Here is a 17,403-nt window from a genome sequence, read left to right as displayed (position 1 = left end):
GGTCAGAGGACCGGGCTGAACGGCTCGGTGCCGGGCACGAGCCGCAGGCCCGCGAGAGGGCCGTGCTGCTGTGCGTAGGACAGCTCGTGCGACAGGTCACCCACCCCGTTGGACCCGGCGAGCGGGGCCAGGGCGAGGGTGGAGAGGGTGCCCAGGGCGTTGCCCTCGGCGTCCAGGAAGGCGCTACCGGAGTCCCCCGGGACGCCCGGCGTCACGGTGTAGACCGGGTGCGACCAGCCCTCGCCCTCGACCCCCAGGCTGGTGCCCACCTTGGGCGAGAGCGCCTCGACGCCGGCCCGCAGGCTCGAGCTGCCGTACGAGTACACCGTGTCACCGGCAGCGGTGCCCGTCGTGTTGACGGCCACCGGCCCACCCCAGAACGGGACCGACGGGTTGACCTTGGCGACGTCGCCCGCGTCGACCTCCACCAGCGCCAGGTCGTTGTAGGCGCAGGCGTTCTCGTCGGTCTCACCGCGCTGCTGCATGGTGAGCCAGGACGAGTAGGCCAGCGTGCCCTGGCCCACGGTCGTCCCCTCGGTGGCCAGCGAGCCGCCCTCGACGAAGCTCACCCGGGTGCCGAGCGGCAGGGACGCGGCGTCGCAGCCGTTGGTGTCGGTGGCCTCACCCGTGCCCGCGCAGTGCGCCGCGTAGCCGACGTACGTCGCGCCGGAGCCGTCGGTGTAGACGAAGTTGGCGGTGCACTGGGCGCCCTCGGTGTACATCTGGACGCCCGGGTGGATCTGCGCGGTGTCCGCCGGGGCGTACGCCGGGACGTCGGCGGGTGCGGCCGTCGCCGGGCCGGCCAGGGCCGCAGTGGCGGCCAGCGCGGCCGCCGTGGACAAGGTCAGGAACGATCGGTTCAGGTCCATGGAGACGCCAACGAGGCGCAACCCGGAGGGGTTACGCCTCGTGTGGTGATCTCGCCGATCGGTCCTGCGTCAGTACGCCGGCTGGCTGGGGTCGATCTGCGACACCCACGCCACCACGCCGCCACCGACGTGCACGGCGTCGGCGTAGCCCGCGCCCTTGACGATGGCGAGGGTCTCCGCCGAGCGGACGCCCGACTTGCAGTGCATGACGACCTGCTTGTCCGACGGGAGCTGGCCGAGGGCGTTGCCGTTGAGGAACTCGCCCTTGGGGATCAGCACCGAGCCGGGGATCTTGTTGATCTCGTACTCGTTGGGCTCGCGCACGTCGACCAGCACGAAGTCGCGCTCACCGGCCTCGCGCTCCTTGAGCATCTGCTCCAGCGTGGAGACCGAGATGGTCGAGCCGGCCGCGGCCTCGGCCGCCTCGTCGGAGACGGCGCCACAGAACGCGTCGTAGTCGATGAGGTCGGTGACGGTCGGGTTCTCCCCGCAGAGCGCGCAGCTGGGGTCCTTGCGGACCTTGAGCTTGCGGTACTCCATCTCCAGCGCGTCGTAGATCATCAGCTTGCCCGCGATCGGGTCCCCGATGCCGGTGAGCAGCTTGATGGCCTCGTTGACCTGGATCGCGCCGATGCTGGCGCACAGCACGCCGAGCACGCCGCCCTCGGCGCAGCTGGGGACCATGCCCGGCGGCGGGGGCTCGGGGTAGAGGCAGCGGTAGCAGGGCAGGTCCTCGCCGAGCATCGGCGCGAAGACCGACGCCTGGCCGTCGAAGCGGTAGATCGAGCCCCACACGTAGGGGATCCCGAGGAAGTACGCCGCGTCGTTGACCATGTAGCGGGTCGCGAAGTTGTCGGTGCCGTCGACGATGAGGTCGTAGCCCTCGAAGACACGCTTGACGTTGTCGTTGTCGAGGCGCTCGTTGTGCACGACGACGTTGACGAGCGGGTTGGTCTCCTGGATCGAGTCGCGGGCCGACTCGGCCTTGGGCCGGCCGACGTCGGACTGGCCGTGGATGATCTGGCGCTGCAGGTTGGACTCGTCGACCTCGTCGAACTCGGCGATGCCGAGGGTGCCGACGCCGGCCGCGGCGAGGTAGAGCAGGGCGGGCGAGCCGAGCCCGCCGGCGCCGATCACGAGGACCTTGGCGTTCTTGAGGCGCTTCTGGCCGCTCATGCCCACGTCCGGGATGATCAGGTGCCGGCTGTAGCGGCGCACCTCGTCGGTGGTGAGCTCGGCGGCAGGCTCGACGAGCGGGGCGAACGACACGGGGCACTCCTAGGCTTCTCGGCACTGTTCTCGGTGACGTGGGGGCAACGCCGCCGACGCCGTCCATGTTCCCCGCGCCCCGGTCGCGGACCGCACACGTCCCGGCATCCGGACGTGTGGTGCGAGCGAGCTAGGTCTCTACCTGCGAGTAGGCTGCGGGCTCATCGATCGTGCGGGAGGAAACACACGTGAGCGTTGATCGCTTCGACTCGGGCGAGCCCCGGCCGCGGGGCGGCCGGATGCCGCGACGCGAGCGCCGCGCCCAGCTGCTCGAGTCGGCCCTCGAGGTCTTCGTGGCGCAGGGCTACCACGCGGCCGCGATGGACGACATCGCCGACCGCGCGGGGGTGTCCAAGCCGGTGCTCTACCAGCACTTCCCCGGCAAGCTCGAGCTCTACCTCGCGCTGCTCGACACCTCGTGCGACACGATCATCGACAACTGCCGCCAGGCGCTCGCCGCCACCCAGGACAACAAGCTCCGCGTCGAGGCGACGATGGACGTGTTCTTCACCTACGTCGCCGCCGACACCGGCGCCTTCCGCCTGGTCTTCGAGTCCGACCTCACCAGCGAGCCGGCCGTGCGCGAGCACGTCGACCGGGTCACCACCGAGTGCGCCTCGATGATCGCCGAGGTCATCCACGAGGACACCGGCCTGCCCGACGACGCCTCGCGCCTGCTCGCCGTCTCCCTGGTGGGAATGGCCCAGGTGAGCGCACGGTTCTGGCTGTCGGAGACGGCCGGCATCAGCCAGGCCGACGCGGCGGCCCTCGTCGCCGGGCTGGCCTGGCGCGGGATCCGCGGCTACCCCCTGGAGCACTGACCGGGACCAGCCGGCGTCGCTCAGGCCCTGCTGGATACCGTCACCACACACCCCCGTCGTACATCTGAAGGAGTCACCCCGTGGAGGTCAAGATCGGCGTCCAGCACGCCCCCCGTGAGCTGGTCGTGGAGACCGACGCCAGCCCCGAGGACATCGAGGCTCAGCTCGCCGAGGCGGTCTCGTCCTCGAGCCTGTTCCGCTTCACCGACACCCGGGGCCGCACCATCGCGGTCCCCGGAGACAAGATCGCGTACGTCGAGATCGGCGGCGGCGTCGCCGGCACCGTCGGCTTCCGCTGAGCACCTGATCCACCGGCTCCCCCGAGCTGCTCCGGAGGTCCCGCGACTCGCGGCCACCCTTCGGGGGGTCGGTAATTGATCGCGACCCCCGTGGGGACGATGATGCTGGTGTGTCGACCTCCGGGTCGGCAGCGACCGCACCATCAGGGTGCGGCATCCGAAAGGCAGAACTCGTGGACATCCTGTGGCTCATCATCGGAGGCGTCGTGATCGGCCTCCTCGGCAAGCTCGTCGCCCCCGGCGACAAGGACAACATCCCGCTGTGGCTCACCGTCCTGTGCGGCATCGGCGGCATCATCCTCGGCTACTACATCTACGCGGCCTTCGGCGGCGACGGCTCGGGCGGTGTCGACTGGGTCCGCTGGATCGTCGCCATCATCACCTCGGCCGTGCTCGTCGTGATCGCCTCGACCGTCACCGGTCGCAACCACGGCTCGCGCACGCACGTCTGACGCTCACCGCGTCTCGCGCAGCACGATCGAAGGGCCCCGCACCGACCGGTGCGGGGCCCTTCGTCACGTGTCAGGGATCAGGCGTCGAGGCGTCGAGGCGTCAGGAGTCGAGCCCGAGGTCGGCCATCCGCTGCGCGTGCCGCTCGGTGAGCCGGGCGAACATCCGGCCCAGTGCCGCGAGGTCGAGCCCGGGCCGGTCCACCCCACCCGCCAGCAGGGCGGTCAGCGCGTCCCGCTCGGCGGCCACCCGCTGGGCCTGGGTGAGCGCCTCGCCCATCAGCCGACGGCCCCACAGGGCCAGCCGACCACCCAGGCGGGGGTCCTGCTCGATGCCACGTCGGACCCGCTCGACGACGAACGCCGAGTGGCCGGAGTCGTCGAGCGCGCTGATGATGAGGTCGCGGGTGTCCTCGTCGAGGTACGCCGCGATCTCGCGGTAGAAGTCGGCGGCCAGGCCGTCCCCGACGTAGGCCTTGATGAGCCCCTCGTACCAGTCGGCGGGTGCGGTGTGCCGGTGGAAGGAGTCGAAGCCCGGCTGGAAGGTCTCCATCGCCGCGAACGGGTCGGCGCCCAGGGCCTCGAGCCGCTCCCGGAGCCGGGTCAGGTGGCCGAACTCCGCCGCCGCCATCTGCCCGATCGCGACCTTGTCGGCCAGCGTCGGGGCCAGCTTGGCGTCCTCGGCGAGCCGCTCGAAGGCCGACAGCTCGCCGTACGCGATCGCGCCGAGGAGCTCGATGACCGCCTGGTGGTAGGCCGGGTCATGGACTGCTTCGACGGGAGGCCCACCGGCACCCGGGCCGGCTGCCGCGGCGGAGGATTCAGTCATGTCCGCACCCTAGGGGATACAGTGGCCGCATCGAGCGCCACGCCGGAGCCCGAGCGCAGCAGCCACGCGCCACGCCGAGTTGCCGCCTCACGCCTCCCGGTGGACCTCTCCGGTCAGACCCGGCGCCGACGCATGTGCGCGGCAGGCTTGCCTCTTCGGTCCGCCGCTCCCACGGACTCGAATCGACGAAAGCGAACCCGCATGACGACGACCTTCCGCGACCTCGGGGTGCTCCCCGGGATCTGTGACGCGCTCGAGCGCGCCGGCATCACCACCCCCTTCGCCATCCAGGAGATGACCCTCTCGGTCGCCCTGATGGGCACCGACCTCATCGGCCAGGCCCGCACGGGCACCGGCAAGACCCTGGCCTTCGGCATCCCCGTGATGCAGCGCAGCATCACGATGAGCGACCCGGCGTACGCCGACCTGCCGCAGGGCAAGCCGCAGGCCCTGATCGTGGCCCCGACCCGCGAGCTCGCGCTCCAGGTCTCCAACGACCTCCACCTGGCCAGCGCCGACCTCGGCCTGCGCGTGCTCACCGTCTACGGCGGCGTCGGCTACGACACCCAGCTCGACACGCTCGCCTCCGGCGTCGACATCGTGGTCGGCACCCCGGGCCGGCTCATCGACCTGGCCAACCGCCGCGCCCTCGACCTGTCCCACGTGCACGCGCTGGTGCTCGACGAGGCCGACGAGATGCTCGACCTCGGCTTCCTCCCCGACGTGGAGCGCCTGCTGAGCATGACGCCGGAGACCCGGCAGACGATGCTCTTCTCGGCCACCATGCCCGCCGCGATCGTGGCGCTGGCCCGCCGGCACATGCGGCACCCGATGAACATCCGCGCCGAGTCGTCGTACGAGAACGCGACCGTGCCGGCCACCGCGCAGTTCATCTACCTGGCGCACGACCTCGACAAGCCGGAGATCATCGGTCGCGTCCTGCAGGCCGACGACGCCGAGAAGATGATCGTCTTCACCCGCACCAAGCGCCAGGCGCAGCGGATCGCCGACGACCTGGCCGAGCGCGGCTTCGCGGCCGCCCCGCTGCACGGCGACATGGCGCAGATCGCCCGCGAGAAGGCCCTGGCCAAGTTCCGCGAGGACAAGCTCAAGGTGCTGGTGTGCACCGACGTCGCCGCCCGCGGCATCGACGTCCGCGGCGTCTCGCACGTCGTCAACTACACCTGCCCCGAGGACGACAAGACCTACATCCACCGCATCGGCCGCACCGGTCGGGCCGGGGCCACCGGCACCGCGATCACGCTGGTGGACTGGCCGGACATCGCCCGCTGGAAGATGATCAACAAGGTCCTCGACCTGCCGTTCCCGGAGCCGACCGAGACCTACTCGACCTCCGAGCACCTCTTCCACGACCAGGGCATCCCGGCCGGCACCAAGGGCCGCATCGTCGACGCGGCCCCGGTCGAGCGCAAGCCGCGCGAGGACCGCGCCCCGTCGGGCGACCGCGCCCCGCGCGACCGCAACCGCAACCGGAGCCGCAGCCGCACCCGCAACGGCGCCCCCGTCGAGGGTGGCTCCCCCGCCGCCTCCACGACGGCCACGTCCACCGAGGCTGCGGACAAGCCCGCCGGTGAGGGGCGCAACCGCAACCGCCGTCGTCGTACCCGCTCGGGCGGCTCGGCCAACTCCGCGGCGGCCCCCGCCTCCGAGTGACCCGCACCTGATCCACACGCACGAAGACCCGGCGCCGATGGCGCCGGGTCTTCTGCGTGTCTGCTGGCTGTGTGCTGAGGGCGTCAGTTCTTGGAGGGCACCCACGCCTTGGCGGTCAGCGCCGGGTGGTCGCTGATGCCGTTGTAGACCTTGGCGAAGCCGGAGAACTCCGCACCCGAGCCGAGCATCCAGTCGGGGCCGCCGAAGCGGGGCACGGGGCAGGGCTTCTTCTTCGTGCCGCCGTTCATCGAGACGAGCGGGGTGGCACGGGCGACGTGGGAGCAGAACTCCGAGCGCTCGTTGACGTCGCCGATCACGAAGACGGGGCGGTCCTTGCCCAGCATCTGCTTGATCTTCGCGACCTCCTTGCGGGTGGAGATGTCGCGCTCGGCCTCGTGGCCGCCGGGGGCGTTGTGGATCGCCATCACCCAGAAGCCGCGGCCGGTCTCGCGGTCGCGGAAGCGCATGTAGGGGATCGGGCGCTGCCAGCCGAGGAACGGCCGCATGACGTGCCCGGTCTCCATGACCTTGACCTCGGAGGTCTTGAAGGCGATCTGGATCGCCGAGCCCCGGGTGCCGAGCGTGCGGCGCGGGAAGAAGTTGTAGCCGGGCATGGACTTCTGCATCTGCCGCAGCTGGTCCTTGGCGACCTCCTGGAAGGCGGCGACCGTCGCGCCCTCCCCCTGCACCCAGCGTGCCGCGCGGGTGGCGCGGTCGATGCCACCACGGGCCATCGCGGAGCTGAGGATGTTGAACGTCGTCAGGCGGACGCCGTACCCGTTGCGGGGGCGGCTCTCGGTCGTGGTCGACGTGCTGGAGGTGCTGGTCGTCGAGGTCGTCGTCGGGGTGTCGGCGTGGGCCGGGCCGGTCGCGACGGCCGGGGTGGTGCTGAGGCCGAGGGCCAGGACGCCGGCAGCAACGAGGGACTTGGTCGTCGGAGGCATCCGGGCACCCTAGGCAATGCCCTCGGCGTGGCGCCAAATCGGCGCCGAGGCCCGAGACCGGGTCAGACGACGACCACGGTGGTGCCGGCGGACGCGAAGCGCCACATCGCCACGGCGTCCGGCATGGCCTGCCGGATGCATCCGTGGGACTGGGGGGTCCCGAGCTGCGCACGGGTCTGGAGGGGCTGGTCGTCCTTGGTGGGGATGGAGTGGAAGCCGATGGCGGCCCGCTGCCCGTGGGCGAAGCGGACGAAGTACTCCATGACTCCGGAGTCGTCGATGCCGACGGCCCACCGGGAGCGCGACCAGACCTCGTAGCTGCCGGGGTGGAGGTTGTCGGTGAGGCTGCCGCTCACGAGATACGTACGCCGCACGCCCTCGTCGGCGCCGACCAGCCAGACGCGCTGGGCGCCCTCGCTGAAGACGACGCGGCGACCGGTGCCGGAGTCGGCCGGCACCACGGACGGGTCGACGGCGGGTGCCACCACGGTCGGTGTCGGCGCCGTCGTGGTCGGTGTCGGGGTGGGCGCGGTGGGTGTCGTCGTGGACCCGCTCAGCACGGCGGTCTCGTCAGCCGGTGCCGGGGCACCAGCCGATGCTCCGGCGGCGCGATCGGCGGCCGCGGCCTGCTCCTGCTCGACCGGCAGCAGGCCCACTCCCCCGAGCACCGAGACCGCGGTGACGACACAGGAGGCCAGGGCCAGCACGATCCGGCCGTAGCGCGGGTGTGCGGACCGGTGGCGGGTCACCGGCTCAGGCCTTGGCCCGGGCGGTGCTCGTGGGGGCGGCCTTGCGGGCGACCTTCTTCCCCTTCTTGGCCTTGGGCCGCTGGGAGCGGGTGACCAGGTTGGCGGCCACCTCGCGGTAGGCCTGCGCGCCCTTGTTGCTGCGGCTGGTGGCGAGGATCGAGCGGCCCGCGGCGGGCGCCTCGGCGAACTTGATCGTCTTGGGGATCGGCGGCTCGACGACCTCGAGGTCGTAGGTCTCGCTGATCGTCTCCAGGACGGTGCGCGCGTGGTTGGTGCGTCCGTCGTACAACGTCGGCAGGACGCCCCACACCTCGAGCCCGCGGTTGGTGAAGCGGCGGACGTCGTGGACGGTGTCGAGCAGCTGGCCGACGCCGCGGTGGGACAGCGTCTCGCACTGCAACGGGATGAGCACGCCGTCCGCGGCGGTCAGGGCGGCCACGGTCAGCACGCCCAGCGAGGGCGGGCAGTCGAGCAGGATCCAGTCGTAGCCCGCCTCGTCCTCGGCCAGCTGCTCGACGACGCCCTTGATGACGTGCTCGCGACCGGTGCGGGTGAGGAGGTCGGCCTCGGCGCGGGCCAGCTCGATGGTGGCCGGGAGGAGGTCGACGCCGTCCTCGGTCTCGAGGATGACCTCCGAGGGGTCGACCCCCTTGGTCAGGACGTGGTGGACCGAGATCTCGAGGTCCTCGGGGTCGATGCCCAGCGAGAACGTCAGGCACGCCTGCGGGTCGAGGTCGACGAGGAGCACCGAGTGGCCCAGCTCGGCGAGCGCCGCGCCGATGGAGGCGACGGAGGTGGTCTTGGCGACGCCGCCCTTCTGGTTGGCGATCGCGAGTGTGGTGGTCATCGCTGCACATCATGCCCGACCCGGTTGCCCCGGTTGCGGCGACACCTGAATGCTGGGCGCATGTCTTCCCCCACTGCGCCCACCCCGTCGGGCCCCACCGGCCCGTCCCCGTCCTCGCGTCCTACGGCCCTCGTCACCGGGGCGACGGCCGGGATCGGGCTGGAGTTCGCCCGCCAGCTCGCCCGCTCGGGCCACGACCTCGTGCTGGTGGCCCGCGACGAGCCCCGGCTGCAGTCGGTGGCCGCCGAGCTCCGGGCCGCCTCCGGCGTCGGGGTGGAGGTGCTGCGGGCCGACCTGGTCGACGCCGACGACCTCGCCCGGGTCGAGGAGCGGGTGGCGGACCGCGAGCGGCCGGTGGACCTGCTGGTCAACAACGCGGGGTTCGGCCTCAAGAAGCGCTTCCTCGACAACCCCGTCGAGGACGAGGTCGCGATGCTGCAGGTGCTCGTCACCGCGGTGCTCCGGCTGTCGCACGCGGCGCTCGGGGCGATGACCGAGCGCGGCCACGGCGGCATCATCAACGTCTCGTCGGTGGCGGCGTTCCTGCCGCGCGGCAGCTACTCGGCGGCCAAGGCGTGGGTCAACAGCTTCAGCGAGTGGGCGGCCCACGAGTACCGCACCGCCGGGGTGACGGTCACCGCGCTGTGCCCGGGCTTCACCAAGACCGAGTTCCACGAGCGGATGCAGGTGAAGCGGGGCGACAACTTCATGTGGCTCGACGTGGAGTTCCTGGTGGAGAAGGCCCTGGCCGACCACGCGAAGGGGCGGGTGTTCTCCGTCCCCGGCGCGCAGTACAAGACCGTCGTGGCGCTGACGCGGGCCATCCCGTCCGGGGTGCTCCAGCGGTTCCAGTCGATCGGGCGGAGGTAGGACCTGCTCGTCGGGCTGGTCGGGGGCCCGGCGGGGCCGTCAGGGGACGAGCAGGGCCGGGGTCTCCCGGCCACTCGCCGCCGCGGCGTCACCCGCCCGCTGCAGCAACCGCTCGAGCTGCTCGGGCGGCGTGGTGTTGCAGCCCAGGTCGTGGTCGACCTTGCCCAGGCCGTGGTGGTCGCTGGAGCCGGTCGGGACCAGGTCGAGGTCCTCGGCGAGGCCGCGCAGCTCGGCGCGGACCGCGGCGGAGTGGTCCTGGTGGTCGACCTCGATCCCGGCGAGGCCGAGCCCGGCCAGCCGCTCGAGGTGGTCGGGCGTGAGCACCCGCGAGCGGCCCCACGGGTGGGCGACCACGCTGACCCCGCCGGCCCCGGCGACGAGGCCGATGGCCTCCTCGAGCGGGACGGCGTACCGGTCGATGTAGGCGGGCCGGCCTGGGTTGAGCCAGGTGGCGAAGGCCTCCTCGCGCGTGGCCACGACCCCCGCGGCGATCATCGCGTCGGCCACGTGCGGCCGACCCGTCGCCGCGGCGTCCCCCGCGCGGCGGCGCACGTCGTGCTCGGTGACCTCGACCCCGAGCGCCTGGAGCTTGGCGCAGATCGCCGGCACCCGGTCGTTGCGGCCGTCGAGGATGTCGGCGAGGGCGCGGGCCAGGGGCGGGTACGTCGGGTCGGGGAGGTAGGCGAGCAGGTGGACGCTCGCGTGGCCCAGGCGGGTGCTGATCTCCATCCCGCGGACCAGGGTGATGCCGACCTCTGCGGCGGCCCGCTCGGCCTCGGCCCAGCTCTCGGCCGTGTCGTGGTCGGTGATCGCCACGACGTCGAGCCGCGCCTCGTGCGCGCGGTGCACCAGGGCCGCGGGACGGTCCGTGCCGTCGCTGACCGAGGAATGCGTGTGGAGGTCGATGCGCACCCGGTCAGTCTGGCACCGCCCGGGCGCCGGGCACGGATCGTCGGTTCACCAGCCGGGGTCGGGACCGCCGAACGCCACCTCCACCAACGGAGGTCCCAGCCCGGAGGCGTCGCGGAGGATCCACTCGTCGCGGAGCAGCAGCATCGCGGAGGCCGGCCGGATGACCAGCCACAGCCACCGGCCGCGCTCCTCCCCCACCAGCACGAAGCGGTCGAGCTCGACGTCGTGGGCGCTGGCCGGCGCGCTGCTCGTGGAGACCGGCCACATGGGCACCGAGACCTGCTCGACGCGCACCCGGGCCAGCGGCGGGTCCGCGCCGAGCTCACCGGGGGTGTCCCCCGGCAGGCGCGCGACGCGGTTGCCGACCCCGGTGCCGGGCTCCTCGCTCACGATCAGCACGTCCACCGGCCCGTCCAGCGCGCTGGTGCCGGAGCACACGGTCACCGTGGCGTGGGTGCCGCCGTCCTGCTCACCGACCACGCCGAAGCTGCTCACGTGCCACCCCGGCCCGAGCGGCCACGGCAGCAGGGTCGGGAAGCCGCGGGAGCGCTCGAGGTGGGCGACGAACGCGTCGTACGACGCCTCGGCGGGGCGCCACAGCGGCGGCACCGGTCCGTGGTCCCGGCACGCCCAGACGGCGTCGTCGCGGTCGACGGGCCGCGGGCACCGGGGACATCGAGGGTCGAGCATGCTCAACGGTGGCGGTGGGTCGCGGGGGGCGTCAAGAGTTCCAGCGCAGCATCACCGGCGACTCGCGCTCCCAGCCGAGCACCGACAGGGTCGAGGTGTCCAGGCGGAAGTGCCGGCCGGCCTCCACGGGCAGTCCCAGCCAGCGCGCGGTGAGGGCCCGGAGGGCGTGGCCGTGCCCGAAGACGAGGGTGCGACCCCGGTGCTCGCGGGCCTTCGCGACCACCCGGTCGAGGCGGGTCGACACCTCGTCGGCGGTCTCGCCCCCCGGGACCGGACCGGTCCAGACGCTCCAGCCGGGGACGGTCTCGCGGATGGTGGCCGTGGTGACGCCCTCGTAGTCGCCGTACGCCCACTCGACGAGGTCGTCGTCGACCTGCGCCTCGGTGCGTCCGACCAGCTCGGCGGTCGTGCGGGCCCGCTGCCGGGGGCTGGTGAGCACGAGGTCGAAGTCGACGTCGGCCAGCCGCGGGGCCAGCTCGCGGGCGACCTCGACGCCGTGCTCGGTGAGGGGCAGGTCGGTGGTCGACGTGTGCCGTCCCGACCTGCTCCACTCGGTCTCGCCGTGGCGGATGACCCACAGCTCCTGCGTCGAGGCGGTGTGAGCGTTCATCCGCCGAGTGTGGCACCAACCGGGCCCGGGCGTGCCACCATGCGCCATGGACTCCGGCGCCGCAGCCTCTGGCATCGTGCCGCGCGGCCGGGTGGCGGCGATGGTGGCCTTCGGGTGCCAGGGCTTCGTCTTCATCAGCACCACCACGCGCCTGCCGCTCTTCTCCGAGCGCTGGGGGCTGGGCGAGCTGAGCCTGTCCGGGCTGCTGCTGATGGTGGTGCTGCTGGCCGGCCTCGGGTCGGTGGTGGCCGAGCGGTTCGCGGTCCGCCGCGACAGCGCGACGCTGCTGCGGTCCGGCTTCGCCTTGATGGCGGTGGCCCTGGTGCTCACGGTCGTCGAGGTCTGGCCGGTGTTCCTGCTCGGGCTCGCGCTGTACGGCGTCGCGCTCGGGCTCGTCGATGCGAGCACCAACATGCAGGCGGTGGCCGTCGAGCACGCGCTCGCGCGTCCCGTGCTGCCGTCGATGCACGCGGGGTGGACCTTCGGCGGCATCCTCGGCGCCGGTCTGACTCTCGCGACCCCGGGGGTCCCGGTGACCGCCCTGGGCGTGGTCGCGGTGGTGCCGCTCGCGGCCGTGGCGGCGCCGTACCTGCGGCGGGTCGGCTCCCCCACCGTCACCCACGACGTCGCCGTGCCGTGGCGGCCGATCGTGATGGTCGGCCTGGCGATGGTGCTCTTCTACATGGTCGACACGGCCGCGGCGACCTGGGGACCGACCTACCTCGACCGCACCTTCCCCACCCCCACGTCGCTGCTGGCGCTGGCGACGTTCCCCTACCTCATCGCCTCCCTGGTGGCCCGGATGGCCGGCGACGGGCTCGTACGCCGCCATGGCGCGGTCCGCGTGCTGCGGGCGGGCGCGGTCGTGTCGGCCGTCGCCCTGCTGCTCGTCGTCGCGGCACCCACGTGGCCAGTGGCCGTGGTGGGCTTCACCCTGCTGGGCCTCGGTGCCGCGGTGATCGCGCCACTGTCGTTCTCGGCCGCCGCCCGGATCGCGGGCGACGGGGTCGACGACCCGCTGCTGCGACAGGCCCGGGTCGACGTGGTGATCGGACGGTTCAACCAGTTCAACTACGTCGGCGGGCTGCTCGGTGCGGTGCTGACCGGGGTCGTCGGAGCCGACAACCTGCGGTTCGGGTTCGCCGTACCGCTCGTCCTGATCCTGCTCGTGTGGCCGCTGGCGAAGTACTTCGCGCCGGTGCCGACCGACGCCGCCACGCAACCGGGGGCACGACCCGGGGCCCCGCCCGGGGCTCAGACGGGGACGAGCGTCCAGTAGTCGAGGTCGAGCAGCACGCCCTCGGCGTACGCCGCTTGTCCTGAGCCTGCCGAAGGGTCGTCGCCGCGCAGCGTCATCGACGCGTCGCGCCCGCGGGTCGCCACGAGGCGCAGGCGCAGGGCTCCGACGCCGGGTGCGGACGTCTCGGCGCGGTCGAGCACCTCCGACCAGGCGTGGACCGTGTCGCCCGCGAAGGCCGGGGCGACGTGCGAGCCAGCGTTGATCGCGGCGATGAGCTGGGCGTTGGCCAGACCGTTGAAGGACAGGGCGCGGGCCATCGAGATGACGTGGCCGCCGTAGATCAGGCGCCGACCGTCGGGGCGGGCGTCGGTGTTGAAGTGCACCTTGGCGGTGTTCTGCCAGAGCCGGGTGGCCATCATGTGCTCGGGGTCGGTGAGGGTGACGCCGTCGACGTGGTCGATCTTCTCGCCGATCGCGTAGTCGCCGAGGCGGTGCGGCTCCCCTGCCGCCACGAAGTCGTACGCCGTGAAGTCGAGGCCGGCGGGGACCACCAGATCGTCGACGGCCACCGCCGCGGCGAGCTCGGGGACCACGGTCTCGGGGGCCGGAGCGTCCGCGTCGCGCTTGTGGACCATCACCCAGCGGCACCAGTCGAGGGCGGTCTCCCCGCGCTGGTTGGTCGCGGTGGAGCGGACGTGGACGACGCCCGTGCGGCCGTTGGAATTCTGCTTGAGGCCGATGACCTCGGAGCGGGTGCGGAGGGTGTCGCCCGGCACGACCGGCTGGTGGAAGCGGCACTCGGCGTAGCCCAGGTTGGCCACCGCGTTGAGCGAGATGTCGGGGACGGTCTTGCCGAAGGCGACGTGGAAGGCGATGAGCTCCTCGACCGGGGCGGGCGAGAGGCCGCACGCGGCGGCGAACTCGGCGCTCGACGCGATCGCGAACCGGCTCGGGTAGAGCGCGCCGTACAGCGCCCGGTCGCCCTCGGTGATTGTCCGCGGCGTCGCATGCTCGATGACCTGGCCGACGGCGAAGTCCTCGAAGAAGTTGCCGGCGTCGGTCTTGCTGGTGGTCGTGCCGTCGGTGGCCTCGCTCGCGCTCATGGCCCGTATCGTGCCGCACCCGCGCCCTGACGGACGCGGGTGCTCACGTGGTGCTGGTCACGTGCTGCTGGTCGTGGCGGGTGACTCAGGTCCCGCCGCCACCGGCCTTGCGGCGGTGCACCTTGGGTGCGGCGCCGCCTTCGACCTCGGCCCCGTGGGCCTTCTCCTGGACCGGGCCGTCCTGGTGGACGCCCTTCTCCTTGGTGTTCTTCTTGTCGAGCGCCTCGCGCATCTTGGCCTTGAGGTCTTCGTTCGCCATCCGTCCTCCTTGGTCAGGCCCCCACCCTGCCAGTCGACTCCGCACGGGTCGAGGGATTTCGTGGGGGTCGGCGTCGTGGGTCGACGAAACCAGCTTGCCGCCGGCGGGCAGGCCTGTGACCCTCGCACCCATGTCTCCGAGTCCCTGGCCCCTGCAGCAGGACGGGTTGCTCTTCCGCGACGCCGTCGCGTCCGACATCGAGGCTCTGCAGTCGTTCCGCAACGACCCGGTCGTCAACCACTACATGGTGCGCACCCACGTCGACCCCGACGAGCTGCGCCGCGACTGGCTCTCGATGCCCGACAACCCGACGGAGTACTCCTGTGTCGTCGACCGCGGCGGCGAGGTCGTGGCGATGGGCTTCCTCGACGTCGTGGACGGCTCCGGCCAGCCGGGCCACCCCACCGGGACGGACGGGTTGATCGGCTACATCGTCGACCCGCGCGTCGCCGGTCAGGGGATCGGTACGGCGACCGCTCGCGCGCTGCTCCGTGCGGCCTTCGACGGGCTCGGCCTCCGTCGGGTCACGGCGGGAGCGAACGCCGACAACATCGCGTCGGTCACCGTGCTCGAGCGGGCGGGGATGCGCAAGGAGCGCCATGCGGTCCGGGCGTTGTGGCACCGGGAGCTCGGGTGGCTGGACGAGGTGGAGTACGCGCTGCTCGACGAGGAGTGGCGCGCACGGTCCTCCTAGTCCCTCTCGCTGGTGACCGCCGCGCCGGTCATCTCGATTCCCCGTCGCTGGAGCCGGCCGGGAACCCATACTGGGCGCCGTGATGGACGAAACCACCTTCTGGGACGTCGTCGGACGAGCGCAGGGGTCAGCGGACGAGGTGGCGATCCACCGGATCTGGCTGCGCCTCAGGCAGTGCGAACCCAGCGAGATCCTCGCCTTCGAGGACCGCCTCGCCGAGGTCCTTCACCGGATGGACCTCCGCCCGGTCGCGCGCCAACGGTGGCGGGACGTCTCCGAACCGGCCTGGTTGCCGCGCATCCCCGGCATCAGCGCCGACGGCTTCCTCTACGCGCGATGTGCTGCGGTCCTGGAGGGGTCCGACGAGGTCGCAGCCATCGTCGCCGACCCCCGACGGTTCAAGCGCCGGTGGGACCTCGGTGCGGAGCGGCTGTTGTCGGTGGCGCCCGACGCGTGGGAAGCCCGCACGGGCCGAGCCTGGGACCACAGCCACCAGACCACCGTGAGCTACGAGACGGCCTCCAACCCAGCAGGCGGATGGGACTGACCACCCCTCCGCTGCTCGCGTAGGACGCCCGCTCGCTCCACGGTCGTCGCACCGGGCGGGCCGGTCTGCCGGGACTGCCCTCAACCTTTCCGGGGCACCCCTCGTCAAGAGGGCGTAGGTGGACGGGTGACGACCAGGAACGGAGGAGCCGGGGTGGACGACTCCACGAGAGCCGACTTCGCAGAGTTCGTCGCGGTGCAGGTCCGTCCGCTGCTGGGTTTCGCCCACGCGCTGACGGCCGATCCGCACGACGCGTGGGACCTCACCCAGGAGACGCTGGCGCGGATGGGCGAACGCTGGGGACGGACGTCGTACGACACACCGGCGGCCTATGCCCGGACGGTCATGGTCCGGCTCAACATCGACCGGATCCGGCGGCTGCGCCGCGAGCTGCCCCGCTCCACCGCCGGACCGGAGGTGGCCGTGCCCGTCGAGGACCTCGACGGGATGGAGCCGTGGCTCGTCGACGCGCTGGCCACGCTCTCACCGCGCCAGCGCACGGCGCTGGCCCTGCGGTACGTCGAGGACCTCGACGTCCGGGGAATCGCCGAGCGGATGGGCTGCTCGGAGGGAACCGTCAAGAGCCAGCTGTCCCGGGGCACCGAGCGCCTGCGCGAGCACGCACGCGGCCGCGGCCTGATGACCACACGAGAGGGATGACCCGATGACCGAGGAACAGATCAGGGACGGCTACGAGCGGCTCGACTCCTCGCTGCGCGCGCCGCAGGATGCGTTCGACCGGGTCGAGAGGCGCATGGGTGCTCGTCGCCGGCGCCGCCGGATCGGCGTCGCCGCCGGCACCGCGGTCGTCGTGGCCGCCGTCGGGGGCTACACCGCGGTCTCGATGGGCGGCTCCAACGACGGCCGCGACGGTGTCGTGGCGGTCGATCCGCCGCCGGCCCCGTTGGTGATGACGCGACCCGACGGGTCCACGTACGAGTTCACGGACCTGACGATCAGCTGCGACCCGCCCGGCGCGACGGGCGACGGAGCCGGCTTCGATGACCGGAGCCGCGTCTACCTCTCGAGCCCGATGCTGATCGACGGGGAGCGGGTGACCCAGCCGTTCGTGCTCATCGAGGCCGCCGTCGAGAAGCTGAAGCGACCACGCACGTTCTCGCTGCCGATCGAGAGTGCCGACGGTTCGTCGGAGGGGCGGCCCCTGACCGTCTTCATCGCGGACACCGAGGGGGCCCCCGACGGCAACGAGGTCGCCAGTGCCTCCCCCAGCACCGGCACGCTGCGGGTCACGCGGGCCTCGTGCGACCCGACCCCGGTCCTGCAGATGGAGGTGGACGTCACCCTGGCGAGCGAGGAAGTCACGGACGACGGGCAGGCCAAGCAGTCGTTGGAGCTGACCGGCCTCGTGCGCTGATCTGGGCTCGGTCCACCAGCGCCATGGGCGGGGTGAACTGCCCCGCGAACGCCTGTGGCCCCACCGGTATGCCGGGGCCCGGGGCGCAGTGGTCCGTGGTCGGGCGGGTGTGAGTCCGGCGAGTCGTCCGGATCCCAGCTCGGGGTGGTCGGGCGGCGCGTCGTCCTGATCCGGTGCGTCGGTGCCGTCGCGAGGGGACGGGATCCCGGGTTCGGCCACGCGCGGCTGCTGGTGTGGCCGCATCGGCCCCGGTCACCGCCGAGGTTCTGCCCGCCTGGTGGGGTGTGTCGCACCCACGCCCGCGCTCGTCCCGCGCGACCGGGGCCCCGGAGACCGAGATACACCCCATCACC

The 17,403-nt window shown here is 72.4% G+C and carries 21 protein-coding genes; 10 read left to right on the top strand and 11 right to left on the bottom strand.

The genetic code is table 11. The features are described 5' to 3' along the window. Positions 1–2: 2 nt before the first annotated feature. Both DAE25_RS05095 and moeZ read right to left on the bottom strand, forming a co-directional pair. Entirely contained in the window at positions 3–869 is an 867-nt protein-coding gene (locus tag DAE25_RS05095) for a chymotrypsin family serine protease (protein WP_107765149.1), read from the bottom strand. Positions 870–938: 69 nt separating this feature from the next. Next, on the bottom strand, positions 939–2,138 hold the full coding sequence (moeZ, locus tag DAE25_RS05090; RefSeq protein WP_056888596.1) for an adenylyltransferase/sulfurtransferase MoeZ: 1,200 nt from the start codon (positions 2,136–2,138) through the stop codon (positions 939–941). A 239-nt stretch (positions 2,139–2,377) separates the two neighbouring features. Between moeZ and DAE25_RS05085 the strand changes: the two genes are divergently transcribed. The 3 genes from DAE25_RS05085 to DAE25_RS05075 all read left to right on the top strand — a co-directional run bounded on the left by DAE25_RS05085 (position 2,378) and on the right by DAE25_RS05075 (position 3,710). Then, positions 2,378–2,959, top strand: coding sequence for a TetR/AcrR family transcriptional regulator (locus tag DAE25_RS05085; protein WP_056888597.1), 582 nt, complete (start codon positions 2,378–2,380; stop codon positions 2,957–2,959). A gap of 80 nt (positions 2,960–3,039) precedes the next feature. Beyond that, entirely contained in the window at positions 3,040–3,258 is a 219-nt protein-coding gene (locus DAE25_RS05080) for a DUF3107 domain-containing protein (RefSeq protein ID WP_107765148.1), read from the top strand. 173 nt (positions 3,259–3,431) lie between these two features. Then, complete coding sequence (locus tag DAE25_RS05075; protein WP_056888599.1) at positions 3,432–3,710, top strand: GlsB/YeaQ/YmgE family stress response membrane protein; 279 nt, start codon at positions 3,432–3,434, stop codon at positions 3,708–3,710. 100 nt (positions 3,711–3,810) lie between these two features. On the opposite strand, the gene DAE25_RS05070 is transcribed toward DAE25_RS05075, so the two are convergent. Beyond that, a complete protein-coding gene (locus tag DAE25_RS05070; protein ID WP_107765147.1) occupies positions 3,811–4,536 on the bottom strand; it encodes a ferritin-like fold-containing protein in 726 nt (241 codons plus the stop codon). Positions 4,537–4,668: 132 nt separating this feature from the next. On the opposite strand from DAE25_RS05070, the gene DAE25_RS05065 reads away from it, so the two are divergent. Next, complete coding sequence (locus tag DAE25_RS05065; protein ID WP_107765146.1) at positions 4,669–6,210, top strand: DEAD/DEAH box helicase; 1,542 nt, start codon at positions 4,669–4,671, stop codon at positions 6,208–6,210. An 83-nt stretch (positions 6,211–6,293) separates the two neighbouring features. On the opposite strand, the gene DAE25_RS05060 is transcribed toward DAE25_RS05065, so the two are convergent. From DAE25_RS05060 to DAE25_RS05050, 3 genes are all read right to left on the bottom strand, one after another. Then, on the bottom strand, positions 6,294–7,154 hold the full coding sequence (locus tag DAE25_RS05060; RefSeq protein ID WP_107765145.1) for an exonuclease/endonuclease/phosphatase family protein: 861 nt from the start codon (positions 7,152–7,154) through the stop codon (positions 6,294–6,296). Between the two features lie 62 nt (positions 7,155–7,216). Then, complete coding sequence (locus tag DAE25_RS05055) at positions 7,217–7,903, bottom strand: L,D-transpeptidase (RefSeq protein WP_107765144.1); 687 nt, start codon at positions 7,901–7,903, stop codon at positions 7,217–7,219. A gap of 4 nt (positions 7,904–7,907) precedes the next feature. Beyond that, positions 7,908–8,750: a ParA family protein gene (locus DAE25_RS05050; protein WP_107765143.1), complete on the bottom strand. Its 843-nt coding sequence runs from the start codon at positions 8,748–8,750 to the stop codon at positions 7,908–7,910. 60 nt (positions 8,751–8,810) lie between these two features. Between DAE25_RS05050 and DAE25_RS05045 the strand changes: the two genes are divergently transcribed. Then, positions 8,811–9,620, top strand: a complete 810-nt coding sequence (locus tag DAE25_RS05045) for an SDR family NAD(P)-dependent oxidoreductase (RefSeq protein ID WP_107765142.1) — start codon at positions 8,811–8,813, stop codon at positions 9,618–9,620. Between the two features lie 39 nt (positions 9,621–9,659). Here the strand turns inward: DAE25_RS05045 and DAE25_RS05040 are convergent, their stop codons facing one another. From DAE25_RS05040 to DAE25_RS05030, 3 genes are read right to left on the bottom strand one after another with little or no spacing between them, the layout of a single operon-like run. Beyond that, entirely contained in the window at positions 9,660–10,532 is an 873-nt protein-coding gene (locus tag DAE25_RS05040; protein ID WP_107765141.1) for a PHP domain-containing protein, read from the bottom strand. A gap of 45 nt (positions 10,533–10,577) precedes the next feature. Next, complete coding sequence (locus DAE25_RS05035) at positions 10,578–11,222, bottom strand: DUF6758 family protein (RefSeq protein ID WP_234410859.1); 645 nt, start codon at positions 11,220–11,222, stop codon at positions 10,578–10,580. Between the two features lie 31 nt (positions 11,223–11,253). Then, positions 11,254–11,832, bottom strand: coding sequence for a histidine phosphatase family protein (locus DAE25_RS05030; protein ID WP_056888606.1), 579 nt, complete (start codon positions 11,830–11,832; stop codon positions 11,254–11,256). 46 nt (positions 11,833–11,878) lie between these two features. Between DAE25_RS05030 and DAE25_RS05025 the strand changes: the two genes are divergently transcribed. Beyond that, complete coding sequence (locus DAE25_RS05025) at positions 11,879–13,111, top strand: MFS transporter (RefSeq protein ID WP_107765140.1); 1,233 nt, start codon at positions 11,879–11,881, stop codon at positions 13,109–13,111. On the opposite strand, the gene DAE25_RS05020 is transcribed toward DAE25_RS05025, so the two are convergent. Together DAE25_RS05020 and DAE25_RS23040 are read right to left on the bottom strand one after the other, a co-directional pair. After that, the gene (locus tag DAE25_RS05020) at positions 13,087–14,175 is read right to left on the bottom strand and encodes a MaoC family dehydratase (protein WP_107765139.1); all 1,089 of its coding nucleotides are present in this window, start codon (positions 14,173–14,175) and stop codon (positions 13,087–13,089) included. The genes DAE25_RS05025 and DAE25_RS05020 overlap by 25 nt on opposite strands. Positions 14,176–14,260: 85 nt before the next feature. Beyond that, positions 14,261–14,434, bottom strand: coding sequence for a DUF5302 domain-containing protein (locus tag DAE25_RS23040; RefSeq protein WP_159083583.1), 174 nt, complete (start codon positions 14,432–14,434; stop codon positions 14,261–14,263). 130 nt (positions 14,435–14,564) lie between these two features. Here DAE25_RS23040 and DAE25_RS05015 point away from each other — a divergent pair, with 130 nt between their 5' ends. From DAE25_RS05015 to DAE25_RS05000, 4 genes are all read left to right on the top strand, one after another. Then, the gene (locus DAE25_RS05015; protein WP_107765434.1) at positions 14,565–15,128 is read left to right on the top strand and encodes a GNAT family N-acetyltransferase; all 564 of its coding nucleotides are present in this window, start codon (positions 14,565–14,567) and stop codon (positions 15,126–15,128) included. A gap of 82 nt (positions 15,129–15,210) precedes the next feature. Then, positions 15,211–15,675, top strand: coding sequence for a DUF4240 domain-containing protein (locus DAE25_RS05010; RefSeq protein ID WP_107765138.1), 465 nt, complete (start codon positions 15,211–15,213; stop codon positions 15,673–15,675). Between the two features lie 153 nt (positions 15,676–15,828). After that, positions 15,829–16,335: a SigE family RNA polymerase sigma factor gene (locus DAE25_RS05005; protein WP_159083581.1), complete on the top strand. Its 507-nt coding sequence runs from the start codon at positions 15,829–15,831 to the stop codon at positions 16,333–16,335. 4 nt (positions 16,336–16,339) lie between these two features. Continuing rightward, positions 16,340–17,050, top strand: coding sequence for a hypothetical protein (locus DAE25_RS05000; RefSeq protein ID WP_107765136.1), 711 nt, complete (start codon positions 16,340–16,342; stop codon positions 17,048–17,050). Positions 17,051–17,403 lie beyond the last annotated feature (353 nt).

The organism is Nocardioides terrigena (assembly GCF_003047265.1).
Lineage (GTDB): Bacteria > Actinomycetota > Actinomycetes > Propionibacteriales > Nocardioidaceae > Nocardioides > Nocardioides terrigena.
This window is presented reverse-complemented; position numbering and strand designations above follow the sequence as displayed.